The organism is Butyricimonas synergistica DSM 23225 (assembly GCF_000379665.1).
GTDB classification, from domain to species: Bacteria; Bacteroidota; Bacteroidia; order Bacteroidales; family Marinifilaceae; genus Butyricimonas; species Butyricimonas synergistica.
This window is the reverse complement of sequence record NZ_KB903367.1, coordinates 234,100-252,791: the sequence shown is the minus strand read 5'-3', so window position 1 is coordinate 252,791 and position 18,692 is coordinate 234,100. Positions and strand designations below refer to the sequence as shown.

At 47.5% G+C, this 18,692-nt stretch carries 12 protein-coding genes; 5 read left to right on the top strand and 7 right to left on the bottom strand.

Annotated features, from left to right (window positions below; genetic code table 11):
- Window positions 1-17: 17 nt before the first annotated feature.
- Window positions 18-1,523, bottom strand: coding sequence for a [FeFe] hydrogenase H-cluster radical SAM maturase HydG (hydG, locus tag A3CY_RS0113495; protein WP_018338457.1), 1,506 nt, complete (start codon window positions 1,521-1,523; stop codon window positions 18-20).
- A 165-nt stretch (window positions 1,524-1,688) separates the two neighbouring features.
- Window positions 1,689-2,138: a GatB/YqeY domain-containing protein gene (locus tag A3CY_RS0113490; RefSeq protein WP_018338456.1), complete on the bottom strand. Its 450-nt coding sequence runs from the start codon at window positions 2,136-2,138 to the stop codon at window positions 1,689-1,691.
- A gap of 138 nt (window positions 2,139-2,276) precedes the next feature.
- Between A3CY_RS0113490 and A3CY_RS0113485 the strand changes: the two genes are divergently transcribed.
- From A3CY_RS0113485 to A3CY_RS0113465, 5 genes are all read left to right on the top strand, one after another.
- Window positions 2,277-3,608 (top strand): MATE family efflux transporter, encoded by a 1,332-nt coding sequence (locus A3CY_RS0113485; protein WP_018338455.1) that lies wholly within the window; start codon window positions 2,277-2,279, stop codon window positions 3,606-3,608.
- Between the two features lie 82 nt (window positions 3,609-3,690).
- The gene (locus A3CY_RS0113480) at window positions 3,691-4,617 is read left to right on the top strand and encodes a lytic transglycosylase domain-containing protein (protein ID WP_018338454.1); all 927 of its coding nucleotides are present in this window, start codon (window positions 3,691-3,693) and stop codon (window positions 4,615-4,617) included.
- Between the two features lie 59 nt (window positions 4,618-4,676).
- Window positions 4,677-6,347: a nucleoside kinase gene (locus tag A3CY_RS0113475; protein ID WP_018338453.1), complete on the top strand. Its 1,671-nt coding sequence runs from the start codon at window positions 4,677-4,679 to the stop codon at window positions 6,345-6,347.
- Window positions 6,348-6,519: 172 nt separating this feature from the next.
- Complete coding sequence (locus A3CY_RS0113470; RefSeq protein ID WP_018338452.1) at window positions 6,520-7,362, top strand: helix-turn-helix domain-containing protein; 843 nt, start codon at window positions 6,520-6,522, stop codon at window positions 7,360-7,362.
- 66 nt (window positions 7,363-7,428) lie between these two features.
- A complete protein-coding gene (locus A3CY_RS0113465; RefSeq protein ID WP_018338451.1) occupies window positions 7,429-7,890 on the top strand; it encodes a DUF4405 domain-containing protein in 462 nt (153 codons plus the stop codon).
- 66 nt (window positions 7,891-7,956) lie between these two features.
- Here A3CY_RS0113465 and A3CY_RS0113460 read toward each other — a convergent pair whose 3' ends face one another.
- The 5 genes from A3CY_RS0113460 to A3CY_RS0113440 form a co-directional block, all read right to left on the bottom strand.
- On the bottom strand, window positions 7,957-9,375 hold the full coding sequence (locus A3CY_RS0113460; RefSeq protein WP_018338450.1) for an alkaline phosphatase: 1,419 nt from the start codon (window positions 9,373-9,375) through the stop codon (window positions 7,957-7,959).
- Between the two features lie 331 nt (window positions 9,376-9,706).
- A complete protein-coding gene (locus tag A3CY_RS0113455) occupies window positions 9,707-12,367 on the bottom strand; it encodes a zinc-dependent metalloprotease (protein ID WP_018338449.1) in 2,661 nt (886 codons plus the stop codon).
- Window positions 12,368-12,389: 22 nt separating this feature from the next.
- Window positions 12,390-15,008, bottom strand: a complete 2,619-nt coding sequence (locus A3CY_RS0113450; RefSeq protein WP_018338448.1) for a zinc-dependent metalloprotease — start codon at window positions 15,006-15,008, stop codon at window positions 12,390-12,392.
- 10 nt (window positions 15,009-15,018) lie between these two features.
- Window positions 15,019-17,598 (bottom strand): zinc-dependent metalloprotease, encoded by a 2,580-nt coding sequence (locus tag A3CY_RS0113445; RefSeq protein WP_018338447.1) that lies wholly within the window; start codon window positions 17,596-17,598, stop codon window positions 15,019-15,021.
- Window positions 17,599-17,726: 128 nt separating this feature from the next.
- Window positions 17,727-18,665 carry a hypothetical protein gene (locus A3CY_RS0113440; protein WP_018338446.1) on the bottom strand — a complete coding sequence of 313 codons (939 nt, stop codon included), beginning with the start codon at window positions 18,663-18,665 and terminating at the stop codon, window positions 17,727-17,729.
- Window positions 18,666-18,692 lie beyond the last annotated feature (27 nt).

Below are 18,692 nucleotides of genomic sequence, written 5' to 3'. Positions count from 1 at the left end.
TGATTTCCATCACCTAATTACATATACAGATCTCTCTCCCCTCTCGCGATCCGGTCGTAATAGGAACGGAAGGTTGGAAGTAATTTCTTATCGCTAAAGAAGGGGGTTGCCTCAATCTCACGCAACTCCTGCTCGATCAGTTTCTCCCCGATTTCACGGGTTGCAGGAGAAGCGTAATCATTCAGGTATTCCCGGAAAGTCAACACGGCATTCAACTTACAGAACTTGCCCTCGACTCCTTTTTCCAACAGATTCATGATCTTATCGCCCGTACGTCCGCAGCGATAACCGGCTGTACAGAACGAAGTAATCATTCCGTCGTTAGCCAATTCCCGGATCACTTCATCGAGAGAACGCTGGTCGCCCAACATGAATTGAACCTTCTCGATATTCTCCTCTTGTTTCAACTTCTTGGAGTATGCCCCGATTCCCAGTTTAGAGGAAGCATCAGTTTGCGTGCAACCGTAATGGGTCAATAAATCTCTTTTCAGATTTGGCTCTTCCCGTGCCGTCACGATCAACCCACTATACGGGATAGCCAAACGCAACACGGCTACCACGCGCCTCATGGCATCATCACTAACCAAGTAAGGAGAATTCTCGCTCAGGAAAGATCCCGGAGCCGGTTGCATACGCGGGAAAGACACCGTGTGCGGTCCGATACCGAACTGCCGCTCCAAATCCAACGCATGATGCAACAATCCCATCACGTCAAATTTCCAGTCATACAAGCCGAATAACGCCCCGATCGCCACGTCGTCGATTCCAGCATCCATGGCACGGTGCATCGCATAAAGACGCCAGCGGTAATTTCCCTTCACCGTGTTAGCCGGGTGCAATTCGGCATATCTTCCCCGGTGATACGTTTCCTGGAACACCTGGAACGTCCCGATACCCGCTCTCCACAATTTTTTCAAATCGGCGATCTCCATGGGAGCCGCATTCACGTTCACCCGGCGGATATTGTTAAACCCGTTTCCCGTGGGAGTTTCCCGCTTCACGGAATAAATCGTGGAAATAGACTCCGCAATATAGTCTGCGCCATTCTTTGGATGTTCGCCATACACGGCAATCATCCGCTTGTGTCCCTCGTCGATCACGGCAGCGGTTTCCTCCCGCACCTCGTCCATGGACAACACGTGGCGTATTTCTTCCTTATTTTCCGCACGGAAACCACAATATTTACAGCTGTTCACGCACAGGTTGGACAAGTACAAGGGGGCAAAGAAAACGATACGATTGTCATACACTCTTTTCTTCACCTCCAAAGCAGCCTCCTGCATCTCGTGGAAAAGCTCGGGGTCTTCCACATTCAACAAAGTAGCCGTTTCATCCGGCGTTAATATTTTTATTTCCAACGATTTTTGTAGAATATCCCGTACACGTTGCTTGTCGGGATTCTTCCCTTTTTCGATTTCCTCAAATATCTTTCCCTCGTCAATAAAATCCTTTCCATCCACCAGATATTTGTCAATTTCTGCCTGCTTAATCACCGCGGCAGCCCAATCTTTTACAGTAGCCATTTCTTTATATTTAGTGATTCATTAAGTCCATGCACAATCTCCATTCCTATACAAAGGTCGGAATTATTTACTCAATCATTCTCTATTTCTGATACTTATTTTCAATCACGATATAGACGAAATCAATCACACCCAGCGTTTCCCCATGGACTTACCTGCACATTATTATGCCAACAATTCTTTTACAATAGCAGAAATCATTTTACCGTCGGCAATACCAGCCAATTCTTTGGTTGCCACGCCCATGACTTTTCCCATTTCTTTGGCAGAAGTAGCCCCCACTTTCTCGATAATTCCCTTCAAAGCCACACGCAACTCGTCTTCAGTCAATTGTTTGGGCAAAAACTCGTTCATCACCTCCACTTGGGCAATCTCGTGGGCGTACAAATCCTCACGTCCCTGTTGCTTGTAGATTTCTGCGGATTCACGTCCCTGTTTCGCCAATTTCTGGATGATTTTGATACTCTCGCTGTCGGCAATCTGCTCCGGGGCTCCCGCCACGGATTTAGCCTCGATAAAAACCTTCTTTATATTTCTTAAAACCTCCAGGCGGATTGTATCTTTCGCTTTCATGGCTGCCATGATGCCTTTACTAACTTGTTCTTCTATTGTCATTTTTGCTTGAATTTAAATTTAAAACCCACGAAGTTACGATTTTTCCTGCAATTTTCCGCCCTCTTTATAAACTTTCAATACCCCACACGTAAGTTTATAAAGTTTATAAGTTAATTTTGCAGTCTAAAACAAGGACACATGACAACAAAGATCACGAACAAAACGATCTGGAATATAGCTTATCCTATCATTCTAGGAAGTTTGGCACAAACACTCATCACCTTAACAGATACCGCATTTTTGGGACGAGTCAGCGAGATCGCCCTCGGGGCTTCCGCCATGGCAGGTATTTACTACTACGTGTTTTCCACGCTAGCATGGGGATTCTCCATCGGGATTCAGATCATCGTGGCACGCCGTTTAGGTGAAGGGCGTTTGAACCGGATCGGGGTTGTATTCGAACACGGGTTATGCTTCGTGTTCCTGTTGTCCATGGCACTATTCCTTATACAACGCTATTTCAGCGACGTGCTTTTAGGGGCTTCCATTCAGTCTCCCAACATCTACGAGGCAGCTATGGAATATATGTCTTACCGCCATTACGGGATTATCTTCGTGTGTTTCAACTTTTTGTTCCGGGCTCTGTATATCGGGCTTTCCAACACGAAGATCATCGGTTATTCGACGGCAGCCATGGCAACGATCAACGTTATTTTCAACTACCTTTTGATCTTCGGGAAATTCGGTTTCCCCGAGATGGGAGTCGGCGGAGCCGCCCTCGCGTCCGTCATGGCAGAAATATCGGCATTCCTGATTTTCATTTTTTACACGTTGCTTAAATTACCCATCAAGCAATACGCCCTGTTCTCTTTCCACAAACTGGAAGGATGGCTCATGCTGACCGTACTCAAAACGGCGTTTCCCACCATGTTGCAGAAACTTTTATCTTTCGGGACATGGTACATCTTTTTCATGCTTATCGAGCACATGGGTGAACGTCCCATTGCCATCACGATCATCGTCCGGAGCGTGTATATGCTGATCCTTATTCCCGTTTTCGGTTATGGGGCTACCGCCAACACGCTCACCAGCCGTCTTATCGGGGAACAACGGCAAGCAGAGATCACACCCACCTTGCGGCGAATCATGAAACTCGCCATGCTGAGCGTGCTTCCGGTGTTATTGATATGCTATATTTTTCCGCAACAAGTGCTATCCATCTATTCCAACAGCGGCGACCTGATAAGCGCTTCCATTCCTTCCCTTTACGTGGTCGGACTGGCAGCACTCGGCTTCTGTTTCGGGATCACGTTCTTTGAAGCCATATCCGGAACGGGCAACACGACTCATGCCTTGATTCTCGAATCGTTTGTGCTCGTGTTTTACACCTTCCAAACCTGGTTGCTTACCACCGTCGTGCAAGCCAACGTGGAATTCGTGTGGACAGTAGAAGTCACCTATGGCATTCTTATCGGTATCGTTTCCTGGCTTTACCTGAGACACGTGAAATGGCAACAGAAAACCTTATAGTATTTATAAACTCTTTTTCTCTATTTTTGCAACAAAAAGCAGAGAAAAAAACGTATATTCGAAAAATATAAATTCATTAACCGTGCAAAAAAATATTATAATTACATTATTGGCAATTCTTGTATTATTGAACAGTGCCGCTATCGGATATTACATCTATGAACGTGAAGTTGAACACGATGAAGGAGAGGAGTATATACCACACTTCCTGCTACCGTCTGACGTATTCTGCCCCGATACATTTTACCTGACAGGAGAACGGGTTCCGCTGGAAAGAATAGACATTGTCGAGTCCTTTAAAAAAGAACTCATCGTCAACATGAACCTTCATTCCCACACGATACAGGTTATCAAAAACTCCCCCCGGTATTTCCATATTATAGAACCGATATTAAAAGAAGAAAAGATTCCCAACGATTTCAAATACCTTGCCGTCATCGAAAGCAGCCTTAACCCGATAGCCGTGTCCCCCGCGGGAGCTGCCGGAATATGGCAATTGATGAGCGGTACGGCAAAAGAACTCGGGCTGGAAGTCGATAAAGACGTGGATGAACGTTATCACATCGAGAAAGCCACCCGTGCGGCTTGCGCTTACTTGAAAAAAGCATACGACAAATTCGGTTCATGGACTTCGGCAGCCGCCTCGTACAACGGGGGGATGAATATGCTCACCCGCCAAATGGATCGCCAGAAAGAAAAGAAATTCTACGACCTGCTGATGGGTGAAGAAACCGGACGCTACGTGTACCGCATGATGGCGTTGAAACAGATCATGGAGAATCCCCACTTGTACAATTTCCACGTGGGCATAAAATATCCCATCGAGGAAACTACCCAAATTAAAGTAACCAAGCCGATAAAAGACCTAGCGGACTTCGCACAGGAACACGGGATAACCTATAAAACATTGAAACGTTTCAACCCCTGGTTAAGACAAACCTCATTAAAAGTTGGGAAAAACAAAACCTATTACATTGCTATCCCGAAAGACAAGGAAGCGTACAAATAAAGTTTACGGCACGTTATTTGCAATCTTTGTCAATATGAATCACATAAATGACTCGAAACATGGAAAAAAATAAAATAATCGTATTTTGCGAAAATACGCAAGAAGCCTATCAGATTCCGACAGGTTCCAGTTTAAAAGAATTCAAAAAGATAGTGTTCCCCGATAACCACCAAAGCATCCTGGGTGCATTGGTCAACAACGAGGTACGCGACCTTCACTACGAGATATACAATCCCAAATATGTCAATTTTATAGATGTCAGCACTTTAGACGGGTACAGCGTGTATATGCGTTCACTGGTATTCGTGCTTTACAAAGCGGTAATCAATCTTTTCGGCAAGAAAACATTGATCGTGGAGTATCAACTCTCCAACGGGGTTTTCTGCCGCCTAGCAAATAAGGACATCGTTCTCACGAGCGAGCGGATTGACTCTATAAAAGCGGAAATGCAACGCATTATCGATCATGATTACGAAATCATGCGAACGGAATACCCGACAGAAGAAGCCATCAAATTGTTTAAACGCCAGGGACTGAAAGATAAAGAACTTTTACTCTCGTCCCGGGGAAAACTATTTACCTCCGTTTATTCAATTGACGGCACATGCGACTATTTCTACGGGACATTAGCACCTTCTACCGGATGCCTCAAAGTATTCGACCTGATGGACTATAAAGACGGGATGTTGCTCTTGCTTCCCGACCGGATGAACCCGAAGGAGATTCTTCCATACAAACCGCAAGAAAAACTATACAACACGTTCAGCGAATTCAAACGCTGGGGCAAAGTTCTGGAAGTCACTCAAATCGGGCACTTGAACCAAGCCATCGAACACCACCACGCCAGCGAAATGATCAAAGTCAGCGAGGCGCTCCACGAGAAGAAAATCTCCTTGATTGCCGACATGGTACGGAAAAGAAGGAAAAAACTAAAAGTGATATTGATCGCCGGTCCTTCCTCGTCCGGGAAAACTACTTTCGGCAAACGGCTGGCAATCCAGCTTCTGGTGAACGGGATCAAACCGGTGAACCTCTCTCTGGATAACTATTTCGTGAACCGGGATCAAACCCCGAAAGACGAAAAGGGCGAATACGATTTTGAAACCATCGACGCCTTGGACATCAACACGTTCAACGACAATATCGTCCGCCTGTTAAACGGCGAGGAAGTAGAGATTCCCAAATTCTCTTTTGAAACTGGCCAACGCTTCTACGACGGCGAGAAACTGAAAATATCGAAGAACAACGTGATCATCGTGGAAGGCATTCACGGGTTAAATCCCAAACTAACCCAATACCTCCCACAAGAGAGCCTGTTCAAGATATTCATTTCAGCCTTGACCGCCATCTCTATCGACGACCACAATATCATCAATCCCTCGGACAACCGTCTGATTCGCCGTATGGTGCGAGATCATAAATACCGCGGTTACTCGGCTCTCGATACCCTGAAAAGATGGGAAAGCGTGCTCTCCGGTGAACAAAAGCACATCGTCCCCTACCAAGAGGAAGCCGATGTCATGTTCAACTCGGCATTGGCATACGAACTCGGGGCATTGAAACAACAAGCCGTACCCCTGCTGGAAGAAGTTTTGGTGAAAAACCCGGAACACTCGAAAGCAACCCGTTTGCTGAAATTCTTCTCGTACGTCCAAGCCGTACCCACCCGTGAAATACCTCCGACTTCCATCCTTCGTGAATTCTTGGGCGGAAGTTCGTTCAAATACTAATTTAAAATAAACAAGCGAAATAGAACAGAGCGTAACAAATCGCCCCAAACGACGTTCGTTACGCTCTGTTACTCTTTTACCCGGAAACTAACGTAACATGATTTCGATGCCAAACGGATACCACACGTACACGTTATCGGGCATTTTTTACTAACTTCACAAAAAATATCGAATGACGGATATTCCAATACATAAAGCAACACAACAATCCGATTTCGGGATATTTGCAAAGGAACTTTCTCCCGTTTCGCCGACCCGGTCTATCGATTACATCCACCGGGACGACTACTATATATTCGCCATCATAGAGAGCGGCACGTGTACCGTCAGTATTGACTTCAAAGACAGCTACCTATCAGCAGGCTACGGGATTTGCGTTCAACCGTACCAAGTGCATCGTGTTATCGATACAGGAAATGCAAAAGCGTTTCTTCTATTTGTAGACGGGGCATTTATAGATACACGGACCAAACATACGATTGCCGAATACGCGCTATCGCCTACCCCATTTAGCATAAGCGACATCTTGTATGCCGAGCTGATCCAATTATTCTCTATGATTCTCCGCAGAATCGACAAATTGGGAAACAACAAGCCGAAAGCCGTTTTGCAGCACCTGTCATGTGCCGTTGTGGGTATAATAGCAGATTCCATGCAAGAAACTATCGGACAAAAATCCCAAAACAAAAGACACCTTGAAATAACACTGGCTTTCAAGGAATTATTTTCAGAAGAAAAACAAATTAACAGGAATGTATCTTATTACGCGGAAGCGTTACATATATCACCGGTATATCTGAATGAGGTGATCAAGGATATTACGGGCATGAGCGTAAGCAAATATATTCAAAACGAACTCATGCTGAGAGCCAAGCGAATGCTGGTATATACTTCTTTGAGAATAAGTGAGATTTCCATTCATTTGGGGATAGATGATTGTGCCTATTTTACCCGATTGTTCACAAAAGCGGTGGGAATGAGCCCTACTTGCTTTCGAAAAAAATACCTCGAATAGTGCAATCTTAACCATATATCGTCTATTCTTCTGTTCGTCAATCCGCTGTAACTTCGCATAAAAAAAATGGACAGAAGCAGATTTATTTACTTGACAGATTTGATGTTAGTTCCCGTGTTCGTTTTATCATTTTACACGGGCATCGAGTTACATATCGCGGGACATGGCACAGACCATGAGGTTTGGCATAATTGGGCTGTATTTCACGTGGTTACCAGCCTATTGTTTATGCTATTGGGATTTATACATATGAAAAGCCATTGGAAATGGTATAAAGGTCTGGCTATCACAGGCAGGAAGAACAAATGGAAAATCGTAATGTTACTTTCCATTGTTTTCATATCACTTGTTGCCACGGGAATAGGATTATTTTTTGTTCACGGGGCTAATTCGCCGCTAGGACTTTTCCATTACCAAAACGGACTTATACTAAGCATCCTGGGACTTCAACATATATTTAAACGAAGACAATTCTTGTTTCGGGGATTTACACCCCATATATTTGGTAAAAAGAAAGAGCTGAAATAATTTTCTGCTCTTTCTTTTTCGATCAAATCCGGTTGAATAATACATCATATTCCCTACTTTATAGTATCAATATCCCGCCACCTCCTCTATTATTCCATGAATTTCCGTGTTATCCGAGATTCTGCCGAATTGTTCCGCACCGACACCTATCGCGTACACGGGGACAGCCCCGGCAGAATGCCCGCCACTCGCCCAGCGGATCAGGGCTTTACGATTCAATATTTCGATAGCCAATTGGGCAACCGGGTCTACCATAGCGTGCTCACTTTTCAGAAGTTGTATTCCTTTCGAGGCAGTAGCTTTCAAACAAGCCTCTCTCACAAGTTGCTCTTCTTCCGGAGATAACTCAACAGTTTCGCCGAAACCACATTCACACGTTAACAATCCTCGCAAATCGGCATACGCCAGTTTCAGCCCCCGGCTCTCTTTTAATTGTTTTATCTTTCGGGTCAACCCGATAATCGAACTTTTTTGGTTAGCCAAAACTTTCAGGTTCAACTCATAAGGCCCACAGCCCAACGCTAATCCTCCGGTTTCATGATCGGCGGTCACGATAATCAAAGTTTCATCGAGATGAGTCTTGTAAAACTCAAGCGCCACCTGTATCGCATCCGAGAAATCAACAATTTCCCGGAAAGCCGCCCCCGCATCATTCGCGTGGCAAAGCCAGTCAATAATTCCCCCTTCTACCATCAAGAAGAAACCTTCGTCATTTTGTTCCGACAGAAATCGGATAGCTTTCCCGGTAATATCCGAAAGAGTCATATCTCCCGCGCCCCGATCGATTGCCGTTGGCAGGCTCGACGGGTTGACGCAATCCTCCGATTGCACGTAAACCACCCTTTCCCGTCCGGCAGACAATGCACGAAAGTCACTGGTATGATCGATCACCACGTAACCGGAATCACGCAACAAAGAATAAAGGTCTGTTGCCGAAGAATCACGAGAAGAGAAGATTTGCTTCCATCCCGCACCCCCGTAAAAATCAAAACCCGTCTTAGCGGCATCCGTCCCGATCTCGTAATACATCTGCCTATCTAATTGATGGGCGTAGAACACGGCAGGCGTGGCATGATTGACCGCCACGCTGGTCGTGATTCCCACCCGTTTCCCGGCTTGTTTCGCTTTCCACGCGATACTGGGTAAAGCCCTCCCGTCCCGGTCTGTCCCGATGCGCCCGTTTTGTGTTTTTACACCGATAGCCAAAGCTGTTCCGGCGGCAGCCGAACAAGTCACGGCATTCGTGCCAGAGTAAGTTGTCAGGTGATTGCGAACCGGGAACGTGGTAAATGACAGCGATTTGCTCCCGATGCGTCCCTCTTGCTCCGCCAAATACATCTCCGTCCCGATCACTTGATTCACACCCATGCCGTCGCCAATAAAATAGAACACGTATTTCGCCTTTCCCGGCTCTGCCTTACCCATACATCCGGATAAAAAAACGGATAAAAAAACGATCCGTAGGATCTGATTCATTTGCTTCATAAGTCTGTTATATTCTTTTCTTTTCAAATTTCTCACTTGAATCGCTTCGTTCCTTTGAAAAAATACATTTAGAGAGTCGCTGCCGGGCATCACAAGGCAGCTTCTACTTAAAATAGACAAAACTCGTCATTGTCTCACCGCAAGGGATAAAACTTCCCTTCCATCAGACTGCCAATTCATCTGCGGGACTTATTTTCTGCGCACGTTAAAAAAGCATATTTTTCGTAAAAACGTGGGCGAACTATAGGCGACCAGTAGGCAATGCCGTCTATTAGCCGCCCAAAAGTCGCCTATTTGTCACTTAGTACCCCGACACCGGCGTAGTTTATCCCTATTTATTCCCTAGCATTTGTTTCACAGTGTACAGCATTGCTTGATAATGCGGTCGGTCGATAGCGTTGGCCGAGGCTACCCGGTGTTCCAGCAAGGAAGCAATCTTCGATGCCGTTTCGTAATAGTAAACAGCCGACTCGTCAATAGCCGTGGAACGTACCCAACTCTGCCAGCCGTAACCATAGCCGAATCCGGTTTGCTTCATCAACTCTACCATATAGGATTTGCCTTCCCGTTGTTCCACGTCTTTCAAGTCTTTGGCATATTTGTCGATCATGCCGCTCTCGTCCAAACCGTACAAGCAAATCTCATCGATCGTGGGAGCGTATGCCACTTCTGTCGAGATGCTGCCGGCTCCCGTCAACCCGATCTTATTTCCCCCGATGGAAGCCACGGAACGGGACATCATATCCAACATGGCTTTCTGCATGATCTTATCCCCGTGCGTGAGTTTTCGGTTGCGTATAGCGGCATCCCATGCTCCGGTGTAGAAATCGTCAAAGAATTCCCGCAACGTGTAAGGATTCTTCTCTGCCAGATAAGACGACAAGGTCACGTTCATGTATATTTTCGTCAAAATCCCGGCAACAGAAGCATTCAACTCGGACGAGGCTTTCGTGTTCAACTTGAATTTCGAGCATACTTCCCGATCGTCCAGCCAATCGTTGTTCTGCATCTGCCGGGTCACCCATTTCATCGCCGCCTTCTGCCGGTCACGCGGAACGGAACGGAAACGCTTGTCGGGACTGCCGTCTTTGGCTTCCGTCAGATAGATACCCCCGATGCAGTAAACCACATTTTGCAGGTAACGCCCGTATTGTTTCACGATCTGGTTGTAAAGTTCTTGGCGATATTCTGCCGACTCGTCATCCTGTATCCAGTTATTCAAGTTCTTGAGAATATATTTCAAGTTCTTGATACCGTAATCGCCCGCCTTGATCGGGTCGTCGCCCAAGTCTTCCTCCAAAGCACTCGGATCATAACGGCTTGCCATCTGCTGCTTCCCGTAGCGGAACAAAGGATCGCCCGCCTTCTCATCAATCCACGACTCGGTAATCTTAGCCTCCTCGAAAATATCTTTGGCTTCCGGGACGGGGGAGTACAACCACTTGATAGCGTACTCGTCATATATACCCAAATCGGGAGGAGTAAGCCGCACGCCTTTATCGCCGGGCTGAGCCACGTAATTGAAACGTGCATAATCCATGATGGAAGGAGTTGTGCCATACTTTTGCGTGAACGTGGCGGAACGCAAGGAATCCACCGGGAACGCAGCAGATGCCGCCATATTGTGCATCAGTCCCAAGCAATGTCCCATCTCGTGCGCCAACACGTAAGCCATTGTTTCTTCCAACACATCTTTCGGCAACTTCTTGCCTCTCACTCTCGGGTCTACCTGTGCCGTTTGCACGAAACGCCAATAGTTCAACATCTTCACGATATCATTATAAACTAAGATCGAAGCGTTCAATATTTCCCCGGTCATCGGGTCTACCCAAGAGGGACCCATGGCATTCTGCGTGCTGGAAGGCACGTAACGGATACACGAGTATTTCAAGTTATCCGGGTCGAAATCGGGATCATTCGTCGGGAAATCCAACACTTGTACCACGTTCCGGAAACCTATTTTCTCGAATGCCTTGTTCCACCGTAACACTCCCGTACGAATGGGTTGTTTCCATTCCTCCGGGAAAAGGTTGTCCAAGTAAAAAACAATCGGCTTCACGGGTTCCACCTGTTCGCCCCGCTTGTAAGCCGCCATGTCTTTCGGCTCCAAACGCCAGCGATGAGCCAGAGAATAGCGTTGCAATTGGTCGGCATCGTTAGCAATATATTGCTTATTTGTCAGGAAGATACCGATACGGGAATCCGATATCCGGGGACGCATCCGGTCTTCCGGCAAAAGAAGCAGCGTGCGGGTCACCTTGATCGACACGGGACGGTTCTCGTAGAGTATCGTGTTCAGATACTTGGCACTCACGTTGTAGGAAAGCGACGACTTGATTGACACGTTATCCTCGAAAGCCTTTATCCCGTCGATCGCCGACAATGATTTATTGATAGAATTCCGAAATGCCAGCGGGAATGCCTCGTCCACCATGGGCGTAACCGAAGCATCACCCCCGGTAAACAAAGCCGTCATATCGAAGACCACGGCTGAACTGTCCGGACTGTAAGCCAACACCTTATATCCCTCAATAATCGGGTTGATAAAGTTCGACTCGATCACCCGCTGCACACGGGCATCATTCTTGTCGTAACTCACGTAGGAGTTCACCTTCCGCATATGCACGAGGCTATCCACCAGCGTGAAACAGATGTGCATGGGGGCTTTGACTTTATACCCGTTCGTGGACACCGAGTTGTCGCTTGTTTGTGTAGTCGTGGAAGCCAGCAGCATATCCCTGCCCATCACGGCAAGCGGCATCTCGAAATACAGTTTCCCGTCCACCTTGTGGATCGTCATAAAACCACCCTTTGCCATCTCGTGTGATTTTCCCTTGAACAATCTCTCGTATTTACTTAATTTTTTCACGGGCGGCTTTGCCACCGGTTCTTCTTTTTTCGTTGTCTTTTTCTTCCTCTCCGCGGCATCGACCGTCAGAAAAGAAGCATTCACCATCACAACAGCGATCAACAATACAATCCAATTTTTCATACTATATTTTATTACATTCATACTACTTTTTTTCCATCAATATTTTTCGTGTCATCAAGAGCATTGCCCGGTAATGGGGACGATCCGCCTCGGGTGCCATCCGGACTTGTTTCTCCAGCATATCCCGGCATTCCCGAACCATCTTGTAGAAGTAGACGTCCTCGTTGTTCAGCACCTTGCTATTGACTTCGCCTTGCCAACCGTAGCCATGCCCGAAACCGGTGTGTTCCGTTTCCGAGGTCAACGTTTCCAAAGTTCCCGTGCGCTCCATATCCCACAATTGTTCCATGACCTGTTCCGGCAAGCCGCCGGGTTCCAAGCCATACGCCCAAATCTCGTCGAACGAAACGGCATAGGCGGAAGCCGCCGATTGCAGCCCGAGCCTGTTGCCCCCGACATATGACACGGGCATTCTGGATTTATTCAAATACGTCCGTTGCATCAACCGATCAGTCCTTGTCGAGGCTCTGCCTTCCAGCGCACTCGCCCAAATTCCCCGGTAGACATCCCCTGAGAACTCATCCATCGTGTACGGGGAGTCGGAAAGATGCGAGGACAAGGTGACACAAGCCCCGCGGGCAAACAAGGCGTTCAACACGGCTGTCCGTACCCGCCATGAAGCCGGAATACCCAACCCGAAACGGTCTACCAGATCCCGGTTGTCCAGCCACTCGCTATCCCGTAACTGCCGGAGCAACCAGTCCACGGAAGCCTTCTGTACTTCTCTCGGCACGGGAGTGAACCGCTCGCCGGGGGTCCCGTCCTTTACCTCGTTCAGATAAATGCCCCCGATATTATACAACACGTTCATCAGGTAACGCTCGTATTGCTTGGTCAGATTGGTGTACAATTGTTTACGATGATCCGCCGAAACGTCTTCCTGTATCCAATGATTGATATTTTCCACGATATACTTCAAATTAGCAATCCCGTAATCCCCGGCTTTCAAGGCATCATCCCCCAGATCTTCTTCCAGAGCCGAAGGATCATAGCGAAACTTATCCTGTTGCCGCCCGTAACGGTACATGGGATCGCCGGCTTTCTCGTCGACCCAAGCCTCCAGGATTTTCGCCTCTTCCCGCACGGAAGCCGCGTCCGGGAAGGGGGTGTACATCCATTTAATCACGTACTCGTCATACACGCCCAAGTCCGGCGGGGTCAGCTTCACGCCTTGGTCACCGGGTTGAGCCACGTAATTAAAGCGGGCATAATCCATGATGGAAGGTGTCGTCCCGTATTTTCGGGTGAAAAAAGCCGAACGCAACGAATCCACGGGGAAAGCGCTGGATGCCGCCATATTGTGCATCAATCCAAGACAATGTCCCATCTCGTGGGCAACGACGTATTCCAGCGATTCGCCCATAATATCGTCGGGCATCTTTTTTGTTCTCACGGACGGATCGATTTGCGCCGTTTGAAGGAAACGCCAGTTATTCAACGCCCACGTGACATTGTTGTAAATAAATATTCCGGCATTCAATATCTCTCCCGTCACCGGATCGACCGAGGTAAGCCCTTCCGCGTTTTCATGGGTGTAAGGCACGTAGCGCACGCAGGAGTATTTCAGGTTATCCGGGTCGAAATCGGGGTCGTCCGTCGGGAAATCACGCACTTGAATCACGTCCCGGAACCCAATTTTCTCGAATGCCTTGTTCCACCGCAATATCCCTTTTTTAATGGGTTCTTTCCAACTCTCCGGGAAATCGGTATCCACGTACATCACGATCGGCTTCACGGGTTCGGTCAACACGCCCCGCTGATAGGCTTCCGCATCCTTCGGCTCTATCCGCCAACGATGTATGTAAGAATAAGGTCGAATATCACTTCCCTCTTCCGGGATATAGCGTTTGTTCGTCAAGAACGTACCCACGCGGGAATCCGACAAGCGGGGACGCATCCTCTCCTCCGGCAAAAGCATCAAAGTACGGTTCGCCTCCAAAGTTACCGCCACCTGCCGCAACACGGGAATGATGGAATACCACACGTTCACCGTGTATAACAGGGTCGACCGTATCGAAACATTGTCCTCGAAGGCTTTCACCTCACCCAAGCGGGATTGCGCCGGTTTCATATGCCCCTGCACCTCGTAGCGTCCCGTAGTCTTTGCCAAAGGTGACAATTGCGCGATGTCCGTGTGAAACAGACCGGTGCCATCAAACACCACGGCTGTACTGTCGGGCGTGTAGGCAAGTACCTTGTAGCCGAACAAGACCGGATCACCGTAGCCTTGCCCAAGTACTTGTTTCATCCGCTCGTTCTCGAGGTCGGCAGTGACGGTTGAAGCCACCGAACGCAATTGCACGGTACTGTCCTGCAACACGAAACGGATGTGCATCACATTCGGAGTATACCCCACGACCGCCGCCATATTGTTACTGGTTTTTGAAACCGAAGAAGACAATAACATCTCCCGCCCGAACAGACGCAAAGGCATCTCGAAATAAAGTTTTTCGTCCACTTTATGCAGAGTCATAAAGTCGCTCGAAACGGTAGTACACGTCTTACCTTTAAACAGTTGTTCATATTTACCCGGTCGTTTTTCCTCCTGCTTGTTCTTCTTCGCCTTTCTCTCACCCGCCAACGTGCAGAATCCCGACAGAAGTAAAATGAAAACCATATTCGGTATTATCCATTTTCTCATATATCTTGTTTTATTTGATTTGTGCCTGTTTACCCAACATCTGTTTCATGGCGAAAAGCATCGCCTCGTAATGCGGCAAATCTTCAGCATCGAAACTTTTCATCTTAGACTCCAACAAATCCCGGATACGCAGCACCATTTGATAATAATACGTTGCCGACTCGTCGATCTTTGCCACGTCAAGGGGTCTTTGCCAACCATAACCGGAACCGAAATCCCGTGTCAGAAGGAACGCATCCAAGCCATAACACTCCGCGTCAAAAGCCGAAGGGGCGTATAGTTCATTCAACACTTCCCCCGGGTTCCCGGAAGCGATACCCAACCGATTGCCCCCAACCGCACGTATCTGATCGTTCAATTGATTCAACAGCAAGCGTTGTAGCACCATGTCCCCCGTGGTCAGTTTCCGGTTCTCGAGAACGCTCGACCATATCCCCCGGTACAAGTCGTCGAAATATTCTTCCATGGAATAAGGTTCATCCGATAGTGAAGACGATAACGCCACTCTCGGGGCTGCCGCCATCAGCTGCTTTCCGACCGCCTCAACAATGGTCGGGGAGGACATGATGCCCAAGGGAAACTTTTTCAACAACGCCGGATTATCCCACCACTCGCAATCCCGCAACTGTGCCATCACCCAAGCCACGGAAGCCTTCTGACGTTCCCGTTCCACCGGACGGAATCGCTCGATGGAAATGTCTTCTTTCGCATCCGAGAGATAGACACCGCCGATGTTATAAATCACGTTCCGGATATAACGGTAATACTGGTTGACCATTTGCACGTACAAGGCACGCCGGGCGGTGGCTTCCGGATCATCCGCAATCCATTCGTTCAGGTGGGGTAATATGTATTTCAAGTTCTTTATCCCGTATTCCCCCGCTTTCATGGCATCGTCCCCAAGGTCTTCTTCTAGAGCCGTGGGGTCGTAACGCCCACCTATCTGTTGCCGCCCGTAGCGGTACATCGGGTCTTTCATCTGTTCGTCAACCCACGTTTCCAGTACTTTCGCCTCATCCCAAATCGTGGCAGCCTCATACACCGGGGAGTATAGCCATTTAATCACGAACTCATCGTACACACCCAAATCGGGAGGCATCAACTTCACGCCCCGGTCTTCCGGTTGCGCCACATAATTGAAACGGGCGTAATCCATGATGGACGGCGTCGTCCCGTATTTCCGGGTAAACGACTCGGAGCGTAACGAATCTACCGGGTAAGCGGCAGAAGCCGACATATTGTGCATCAACCCGAGACAATGCCCGATTTCATGTGCGATCACGTATGCCAATGATTCGTTCACTAACGCCGCCGGTAATTCTTTATTTCTCACGGCGGGGTCAACCTGTGCCGTTTGCACGAAACGCCAGTTCCTCAACATTTGGATCACGTTGTTGTAAACCAATACACAGGCATTCAATATCTCTCCCGTGGTCGGGTCTACCCACGAGGGGCCCATCGCGTTAGCCACGCCCGTGGGAACGTAACGCACGCAGGAATATTTCAGGTTATCAGGGTCAAAAGCCGGATCGTCTTTCGGGAACTCACGTACCTGCATGACATTCTTGAACCCGATTTTCTCGAAAGCCCGATTCCATTTCAATATACCTTCCCGGATAGGCTGCTTCCACGCCTCGGGGAACAGGGTATCCACGTAGAAAACAATCGGTTTTACGGGTTCCGTCAATTCTCCCCGGCGATAAGCCTCCACGTCACTCGGCTCCAACCACCAACGATTGGCGTAAGTGTACCTTTCCGTGGGTTCTCCTTGATCCGAAACATATTGCTTCGAGGTTAAAAATACCCCTATCCGCCTGTCGGACAAACGGGGAGGCATTTTTCGTTCCGGTAGTAAAAGCAATGACCGGGTAGCCAACACGGTCAAAGGCTGATCGGTCACCACTCTTGCCTTGTTGTAAGTAACACTATATTTGTAGACCAATTGAGATTTCACTGACATATTATCCTCAAACGCCTTTACCTCGCGGATGGAAGAAAGATCTTTATTCAATGACTTCGTCACCTCCATTAACCCGCTACCCTTGGGTACTGGAGATAATGCCGCCTCTTCATCCAGGAATATCCCTGTCATATCAAAAACCACGGCAGTACTATCCGGCGAGTAAGCCAACACCTTGTACTTCGCCATGATGGGATCGCCAAAATTCTGTTCAATGATCCGATCCATCCGCTCTCCCGCAGATTTTGCCGCAATCACGGCATTTACTTTCCTCATCTGCACGGTACTGTCTTCCAGCGTAAACCGGATGTGCATCGGGGTATTCTCCTTGTACCCGTTCGTGCAAACCGTATTATCCGTGGATGCCGTCGAAGCTGCCGCCAATAACAACTCCCGCCCCATGTACTTCAAAGGATACTCGAGATACACCTTTCCATCCACCTTGTACACCGCCACAAATCCCCCCCTCGCCGTTTCACTCCTTTTTCCTTTAAACAATTTGTCATACTTGCTCAATTCTACCTTCACTTCTTCCTTCCCCTTTTTCTTCTTCCTCCCGGAAGCCTCCACGGAAAGAACTGTCGGCAGCATCCAAAGCAAAGTCAGACTACATACAATCCATTTGTTCATACATACTGTTTTAAATTATACTAAAATCCCTGTTTTTCAGACCATACGATTCCTAGTCTTCAGGATGAAAAGCTTAAAAAGCCTTCATCCTGAAGTAAAGATCAAACACTAAAACACACTTTGTACAGCTATTCTAAGACCGTTTTCAAACGTTCCATCACGGTCTTCATTAACTCGTATTTCTTCATGACGTACTCGTAAGAACCGTACTTTGCTTCAAACGTATCATCATCATCCGTCAATATTTCTGTCACGTAATCCAGCACATCGGCACGTTCTCCAACAGTTTTAACCTGACTTCTCGACGGGTTATAGGTTGTTTCCTTATCATAAGACAAAAAACCGTATTCTTCCAAATTAGCCACATAAGGCGGAGTCGAGGATGTAGTCAAACTCAATGCATACAAGTTGACACTCGTAACCTCGGCACGACATACATTCAAGAATGCTTCCAACAACGAAGAGGCGTTTTCCATCAAATAGGTCGTGTATTCCTCTGCCGCAACTCTACATGCCATCCGTTTGATTTCAGCATCGGTCATTCCGGCAATTTCTTCCACCTGACTCACACAAGAAGTCATCATCCCCCGGTAAGTACTCTCCTCATGACGATATGAAGCCGTAGTCGATGCGGCATTTAATGTCAATGTTTTCACTAACAAAAATGAACGAGGATATAATTTAGGAGAAACAAGTCTAGGGAAAATCTCATCCCGGATAAATTCAACTCCGACAGTGATAGCCTCCGGATTATCGGACAACTCGTACTGAGCATACTCAGTGGAACTCTCGATGGAATAATTCGGGTTCAAAATCTCATAATAAATAATCGGCACTCCTGCATTATCCACTCCCCTGTCTTGCCTCCCAATCGTGTCATTGTAAAAAATCGGAATACCATACGTTTCGTACACCGTGTACCGTAAATGATCCAAAGGATCTTCCGAGTCGGTCAGTACATACCAATCTCCATCCAAATCCGAGGGAGAAAGGTGATCATCATCGCCACAGCTCATCAGAGATAAACATCCCCATAAACCAATAATATATAACAATTTTGTTTTCATATCATACTCTTTTCATTGTTATTCATT

Coding starts and splice junctions, on each gene's coding strand:
- hydG (WP_018338457.1), bottom strand. CDS start 1,523: ATGGCTACTGTAAAAGATTGGGCTGCCGCGGTGATTAAGCAGGCAGAA.
- A3CY_RS0113460 (WP_018338450.1), bottom strand. CDS start 9,375: ATGAAGCAAATGAATCAGATCCTACGGATCGTTTTTTTATCCGTTTTT.
- A3CY_RS0113455 (WP_018338449.1), bottom strand. CDS start 12,367: ATGAAAAATTGGATTGTATTGTTGATCGCTGTTGTGATGGTGAATGCT.
- A3CY_RS0113465 (WP_018338451.1), top strand. CDS start 7,429: ATGGACAGAAGCAGATTTATTTACTTGACAGATTTGATGTTAGTTCCC.
- A3CY_RS0113470 (WP_018338452.1), top strand. CDS start 6,520: ATGACGGATATTCCAATACATAAAGCAACACAACAATCCGATTTCGGG.
- A3CY_RS0113475 (WP_018338453.1), top strand. CDS start 4,677: ATGGAAAAAAATAAAATAATCGTATTTTGCGAAAATACGCAAGAAGCC.
- A3CY_RS0113485 (WP_018338455.1), top strand. CDS start 2,277: ATGACAACAAAGATCACGAACAAAACGATCTGGAATATAGCTTATCCT.
- A3CY_RS0113440 (WP_018338446.1), bottom strand. CDS start 18,665: ATGAAAACAAAATTGTTATATATTATTGGTTTATGGGGATGTTTATCT.
- A3CY_RS0113490 (WP_018338456.1), bottom strand. CDS start 2,138: ATGACAATAGAAGAACAAGTTAGTAAAGGCATCATGGCAGCCATGAAA.
- A3CY_RS0113450 (WP_018338448.1), bottom strand. CDS start 15,008: ATGAGAAAATGGATAATACCGAATATGGTTTTCATTTTACTTCTGTCG.
- A3CY_RS0113445 (WP_018338447.1), bottom strand. CDS start 17,598: ATGAACAAATGGATTGTATGTAGTCTGACTTTGCTTTGGATGCTGCCG.